A 6002-nucleotide genomic window follows, 5' to 3' on the forward strand; every position below is an offset into this window, starting at 1 on the left:
CCCTCGCTTCATGTCATGCGCGCCAGCGAGCCCTTGGCATCAATCATCTAGCGGCGGGCGGCCGTAGCGGCGGGCGCCCGCCCGGGCCTCAGGCCGGGTAGGCGTGCGTCTGGGCGGCCTTGACGGCGGCCCAGACCGTCGCGCCGGGCGCGAGCCGCAGCTCCGCGGCGGCCGCCGGGGTCAGGTCGGCGGCCATCGGCACGGCGCCCGCCAGGTCGGCCCGCACCTGGTCGCCGTGCAGGTCCAGGCCGGTCACCGTCAGCTCCCAGACGTTGCGCGCGCTGCCCTCCGGCCGCGCCCGGTGCAGGGTCACGGCGGACGGCGGGAACGCGACGAACGCGGGCCCGGACAGCTCCCCGTCCGTCGTCAGCACGGCCCCCTGCGGCAGGGTCACCCGGTGCCCGTCCGCGGTGCCCCGGTAGAGGTTGAGGCCGACCAGCCGGGCGATGTAGTCGGTGCGCGGCCGGCGTGCGATCTCTGCCGGGACGCCGGACTGCACCTCGTGCCCGTCCTCGATCACCACCAGCCGGTCGGCCAGCACCATCGCGTCCAGCGGGTCGTGCGTCACCAGCACCGCGACCGCCTCGAACTCGGCGAGGTGGCGCCGAAGCTGGGCCCGGACATCGAGCCTGGTGCGGGCGTCCAGGGCGGCCAGCGGCTCGTCCAGGAGCAGCAGCCGCGGCCGGACGGCCAGCGCCCGGGCCAGCGCCACCCGCTGCGCCTGGCCGCCGGAGAGCCGGCCCGGCCGGGCGTCCGCGTGCTCGGCCAGCCCCATCCGCTCCAGCCAGCCGGCCGCCTCGGCGCGCGCCTCGCGCTTGGAGCGGCCCCGGCAGCGCGGGCCGAACGCCACGTTGTCCAGCGCGCTCAGGTGGGGGAACAGCAGGTAGTCCTGGAAGACCACGCCGACCGGGCGCTCCTCGGCGGGGGTGTGCAGTCGCCGGGCCGGGTCCTCCAGGACGCGGCCGTCCAGCCGCAGGTGCCCCGCGCCGAGCGGGAGCAGGCCGGCCAGCGCGCGCAGGGCGGTGGACTTGCCGGCGCCGTTCGGTCCGAGCAGCGCGACCACCTCGCCGGGCGCGGCGGTGAGCGCGAGGTCCAGGGTGAACACGGCACGCTCGACCCGCAGCCTGGCGTCCAGACCGGCGGCGGCGGAGGGGGCGGCGGGGGGCGTCACGGGGCGGACATCCAGCGCTCGCGCAGCCCGGCCAGGACCGCGATCGACACCACCAGCAGCACCAGGGACAGCGCGATCGCCGCCTCCGGGGCCGACTCCATCGCCAGGTAGACGGCGAGCGGCATGGTCTGGGTGCGGCCGGGGAAGTTGCCCGCGAAGGTGATCGTCGCGCCGAACTCGCCGAGCGCCCGTGCCCAGGCCAGCACCGCCCCGGCCCCGATGCCCGGGGCGATCAGCGGCAGCGTCACCCGGCGGAAGGCGGTCAGCCGGGAGGCGCCCAGCGTCGCCGCGGCCTCCTCGTAGCGCGGGTCGGCGGCGCGCAGCGCGCCCTCCACGCTGATCACCAGGAACGGCATCGCGACGAACGCCTCGGCGATCACCACGCCCGTGGTGGTGAACGGCAGGGTCACCCCGAACGCCGAGTCCAGCCAGGAGCCGACGATGCCGCGCCGGCCGAGCACCAGCAGCAGCGCCACCCCGCCGACCACCGGCGGCAGCACCAGCGGCAGTGTCACCAGGGCCCGGATCAGCCGCCGGCCTGGCAGCTCGGTGCGTGCCAGCAGCCAGGCCAGCGGCACCCCCAGCACCAGCGACACGCCCGTGGCCGCCGTCGCGCAGACCAGCGACAGGCGCAGCGCCTCCCACACCTGCGGGCTGGTGAGCTGCTCCGAGAGCGAGCTCCACGGGGCCCGGACCAGCAGCCCGACCAGCGGGAGGACCAGGAACGCCAGGCCGAGCAGCGCCGGGAGCAGCAGGGTGACCGGCACCCGGTGCGCCCGGCGCCGGCCGTGCGGGCGGTCGTGCGCCCGGCCGCGGGCCCGGGGGAGGGGGAGGGAGCGGCGGGTCACGGGGTCTGGAAGCCCGCCGCGGTCAGCACCTGCCGCGCCTCGGGCGACTGGACGTAGGTGACGAAGGCGGCGGCGCCGCCCTTGTTCGGCGCCTTGGCCAGCGCGGCGATCGGGTAGTCGTTCACGGCCTGAGCCGCCTCGGGGAAGTCCACGCCGTCGATCTTGCCGGCATCGGCCCGCACATCGGTGCGGTAGACCAGGGAGGCGTCGACCTCGCCCAGTTCGACCTTGGTCAGCGCGCCCTTGACGTCCTGTTCCAGGGTGACCGGGGTGAGGTTGACGTTCGCGGCCTTCAGGGCGGTCAGCGCGGCGGCGCCGCAGGGCACCTCCTTGGCGCACAGCGCGACCTTCACGCCGGGGGCGGCCAGGTCGGCGAGGCCGGTGACGTGCTTGGGGTTGCCCTTGGGGACGGCGATGGTGAGCGTGTTGCGTACGAAGGTCCTGGGCTCGCCCGAGGCGCCGCCCGCGTCGGTGACGGTCTTCATGGTGGCGGGGCTGGCGGCGGCGAAGACGTCGGCGGGGGCGCCGGAGTTGATGCTGGTGGCGAGGGCGGAGCTGCCGCCGAAGTTGAAGGTGACCTTGGTGCCGGGGTTGGCGGCCTCGAACTTCCTGCCGAGGTCGGTGAAGGTCTCCTTGAGCGAGGCGGCCGCGAACACGGTGACCGGGCCGGACGCCTTCGGGGAGCCGGTCTCACCGCCGGCCGGGCTGCTCCCGGCGTCCGTGCCGCCGTCCCCGCCGCAGGCGGTGGCGCCGAGGGCGAGGGCGAGGGCGGTGGCGCCGACGGCGGTGAGTCTGCGGATGGTCATTCCTTCGCTTCCCCTCCTGGGCGCGCCGGAAGGGCGCGGGTCCGTGACCGCGTCTGCGGCCCTTATGCCGATCATAGTGCCGCATATGCGGTCTGATCATCGCTATAACCATCGCAGAGGCGAGGGCGGTCCCAGGGGGCGTGCGGGGGGCGTGCGGACCGGAAAACCGTTCGCGCCCGGACCTGTCGGGGCGGGAGAGTGGCGCCGTCAGTCCACATACCGACCGACCGACCGACCGGCCGGGCCGGGGAGGTACGCCCATGTTCATGCCGCGGGTCACCGCCGAGCGGTTGGCCGTCCTGGAGCGCCCGAACGACGACGCCCTCGAACGCGTGCGGGTCGGCCGCTACCGCGCGGTGGCCGCCAAGGACGCCTGCCTCGCCCGAGAGGGCGGCGGCATGGAGGACGAAGAGGGGGCGCGAAGGTCCAGGCGCGCGCTGTCCGGCGACTGCCGGGCCGCCCCGTGCGCTCCTTCTGCTCTGATTACCACTCAGTTACGTTGGGAGCGGTACCAGGGGTACGACCGAGGAGGGGACATGGCACACACCGTCGCTGCCGCAACCGTTACCGCGGCCTCACGCGCCGGCGCCGGAGCCGCCAGGCGGATACCGGGCCCACCCGGACTCCCCCTGGTGGGCTCGCTGCTCGACCTGACCAGGCGCCCGCTGCGGACGTACCTCGACGCCCGCCGCGACTACGGCGACGTCGTCCGGTTCGTGGCCGGCCCGCCCGGACTGCGCGCCGAGTTCTACGCCGTGTTCTCCCCGGAGGGCGCGCACCAGGTGCTCGGCAGCCAGGCCGCCAACTTCCGCAAGGACAACAGCTTCTACGACGAACTGCGGGTCAGCCTCGGCAACGGCCTGCTGACCAGCCTGGACGGCGACTACCAGCGCCAGCGCCGGCTGATCCAGCCGCTGTTCACCCGCCGCCGGGTGGACGGCTACGCGCGGGCGGTCGTCCTGGAGTGCCGGGCACTGGCCGAACGGTGGCGGGCGGCGCCCGACGGCGTGGTCGACCTGGGCGGGGAGATGTCGCGCTTCGCGCTGCGCACGGTGTCCCGGATCCTGTTCGGCTCGGACGTGGAGGAGGCGGTGGAGGTGGTGCACCGCAGTTTCCCGGTGATAGGGGAGTTCGTCCTCGAACGCGGGTTCGCGCCGGTCCCGGTGCCCCGATCCTGGCCGACGCCGTCCAACCGGCGCGGCGCCGGGGCGCGGCGTGACCTGTACGCGGTCTGCGACCGGATCATCGCCGAGCGGGCCCGGCGGGCGGAACGGTCCGGCGGGGTCCTCACACTGGACGGGCCGGACGGTGCGCGCGGCATGCAGGGCGCGGACGGCATGGAGGGCGCGGACGACCTGCTGGAGCTGCTGACCCGGGCCCGTGGCGAGGACGGCGAGCGGCTCGACCCGGACGAGCTGCGCGACCAGGTGCTGATCTTCCTGCTCGCCGGGCACGAGACCACGGCGACCTCGCTCGCCTTCGCGCTGTTCCTGCTGGCCAAGCACCCCGAGCAGCGCCGGCTGGCGCGCGAGGAGGCGGACGCGGTGCTGGCCGGGCGGGAGCCGGCGGCCGCCGACCTGGAGGCGCTGCCGTACCTGACCCGGGTGCTGAAGGAGGCCATGCGGCTCTACCCGGCCGCCTCGCAGATGGGGCGCCGCTCGGTGGAGGAGTCGGTGATCGACGGGCACGTCATCCCGGCCGGCGCCCAGGTGATCCTGGCGCCCTGGGTGACCCACCGGCACCCCGACCACTGGGAGGACCCCGACCGCTTCGACCCCGACCGCTTCCTGCCCGAGCGGGAGAAGGGGCGCCACCGGTACGCCTGGTACCCGTTCGGGGGCGGGCCGCGGGCCTGCATCGGACAGCACTTCTCGATGCTGGAGTCCGTGCTGGCGCTGGGCGCGCTGCTGCGGGAGTTCGACCTGGAGGCGATCGACCGCGGGGTGCGGCTCGGCCAGGGCATCACGCTCCAGGTGCGGAGCCCGATGCGGGTGCGGCTGACGCCGCGCGCCTGAGCGCACACGCGGGCGCGCGCTGTTCGCGCGGGTGTTCGCGGTGGGCGTGCGAGTGTTCGCGTGCGCGTTCGTACGGGCGTGTGAGCGGCCGTGCGCGCTGGTCAGGAGGGTGCGGCGACGACGCATCACCGGGAATCGCAGCGGGCAGGAGGACCGCGAACCATGACGGAAGCCGCGTCGTGGGGGTTCCGGTCGGTGGCCGCCGACCGGGCTGCGGGGTGCCGAGTTCCGAGGGGGCGGCATGGCGAGCGCGCCGGGTTGTCGGGGCGAAGGGGATCCGGACCGCTGTTCCGGGGCCGAATCGGCGGAGTTCGACCGGGTGTTCACGGAACTGCTGCCCAGGCTGCACCGGGCGGCGGCGCGCCTGCTCGGAAGTCCGTTCGGCGCGGGGGACGTCGTCCACGAGGCGTATCTGCGCATCGCCCGGCGGCCCGCCCGTTTCCTCGTCCATCCCCGGCCCTACGCCTACGCGTTCACCGCGATGGTCAACGTGGTGCGCGACGACTGGCGCCGTGACCGCCGCCGGCTGGTGCCGTTCGAGGCGCTGGAGGACTTCGAGGTGCTCGACGGCGGCGAGGCGGGCGGGCAGGCCGAGCTGCAGGCGCACTGGGAGGTCGTGCGGCTGCTGGGCTGTCTGACGGCCAAGCAGGCGCGCGCCGTCCTGCTGGTCGACCTCGACGGGTACGGGCTGGAGGAGGCCGCGGCCCTGCTCGGAGTGCACCGCTCCACCCTGGCCCTCACCCGGCGGCGGGCGCTGGAGCGGCTGCGGACCGTTCTCGAACGGGAGCGCGAGACGGCCGACGGGGCCGGGGCCGGGGCCGGGGGCGGTTCCGACGCGCCGGGCTGACGGATCGTCAGCTCGCGCGCCGTCCCGCCCGTACGCTGAATCGTGATCACGTACGAGGAGCATCGGCTCCGCTCCCTGGCGGACGAGGGCCGTTGGATCGAACTGCTGGGCGCCTACCGGCAGGCCCGCGCCGCCGCCGTCGCGTTCGGGCCCGCGGTCGGCGGTCCGGCGGACAGCCGCGCGACGGGCAGGCGCGAGACGGACTGCGGCGCGGCGGATGGTGACTCCGTGGACGGCGGCCCGGTGGGCACCGGCGCGGAGCGTCGGGCCGCCGGCGCGACCGCACCGGTCGGCCACCTGATCGCGTACGCCGCG

The 6002-nt window shown here is 75.4% G+C and carries 6 protein-coding genes; 3 read left to right on the forward strand and 3 right to left on the reverse strand.

Features of this window, described 5'->3' with window-relative positions:
- Positions 1 to 88: 88 nt before the first annotated feature.
- From ABD308_RS06745 to modA, 3 genes are read right to left on the reverse strand one after another with little or no spacing between them, the layout of a single operon-like run.
- The gene (locus tag ABD308_RS06745; RefSeq protein ID WP_344328957.1) at positions 89 to 1171 is read right to left on the reverse strand and encodes an ABC transporter ATP-binding protein; all 1083 of its coding nucleotides are present in this window, start codon (positions 1169 to 1171) and stop codon (positions 89 to 91) included.
- On the reverse strand, positions 1168 to 2019 hold the full coding sequence (locus tag ABD308_RS06750; RefSeq protein WP_425554710.1) for an ABC transporter permease: 852 nt from the start codon (positions 2017 to 2019) through the stop codon (positions 1168 to 1170). Before ABD308_RS06750 ends, ABD308_RS06745 begins: the two co-directional genes overlap by 4 nt.
- The gene (gene modA, locus ABD308_RS06755) at positions 2016 to 2825 is read right to left on the reverse strand and encodes a molybdate ABC transporter substrate-binding protein (RefSeq protein WP_344328965.1); all 810 of its coding nucleotides are present in this window, start codon (positions 2823 to 2825) and stop codon (positions 2016 to 2018) included. The genes ABD308_RS06750 and modA overlap by 4 nt, the downstream gene beginning before the upstream one ends.
- Positions 2826 to 3361: 536 nt before the next feature.
- On the opposite strand from modA, the gene ABD308_RS06760 reads away from it, so the two are divergent.
- The 3 genes from ABD308_RS06760 to ABD308_RS06770 all read left to right on the forward strand — a co-directional run.
- Positions 3362 to 4840: a cytochrome P450 gene (locus ABD308_RS06760; RefSeq protein WP_344328977.1), complete on the forward strand. Its 1479-nt coding sequence runs from the start codon at positions 3362 to 3364 to the stop codon at positions 4838 to 4840.
- Between the two features lie 319 nt (positions 4841 to 5159).
- Complete coding sequence (locus ABD308_RS06765) at positions 5160 to 5687, forward strand: RNA polymerase sigma factor (protein ID WP_344328987.1); 528 nt, start codon at positions 5160 to 5162, stop codon at positions 5685 to 5687.
- A 42-nt stretch (positions 5688 to 5729) separates the two neighbouring features.
- Positions 5730 to 6002, forward strand: a 273-nt coding sequence (locus tag ABD308_RS06770) for a hypothetical protein (protein WP_425554711.1), incomplete at its 3' end; no start/stop codon positions are given.

It is taken from the genome of Kitasatospora putterlickiae (assembly GCF_039527695.1).
GTDB lineage: Bacteria > Actinomycetota > Actinomycetes > Streptomycetales > Streptomycetaceae > Kitasatospora > Kitasatospora putterlickiae.

Excerpts from the sequence above, each read along its gene's own strand:
- modA (WP_344328965.1), bottom strand. The coding sequence starts at position 2,825 with ATGACCATCCGCAGACTCACCGCCGTCGGCGCCACCGCCCTCGCCCTC.
- ABD308_RS06760 (WP_344328977.1), top strand. The coding sequence starts at position 3,362 with ATGGCACACACCGTCGCTGCCGCAACCGTTACCGCGGCCTCACGCGCC.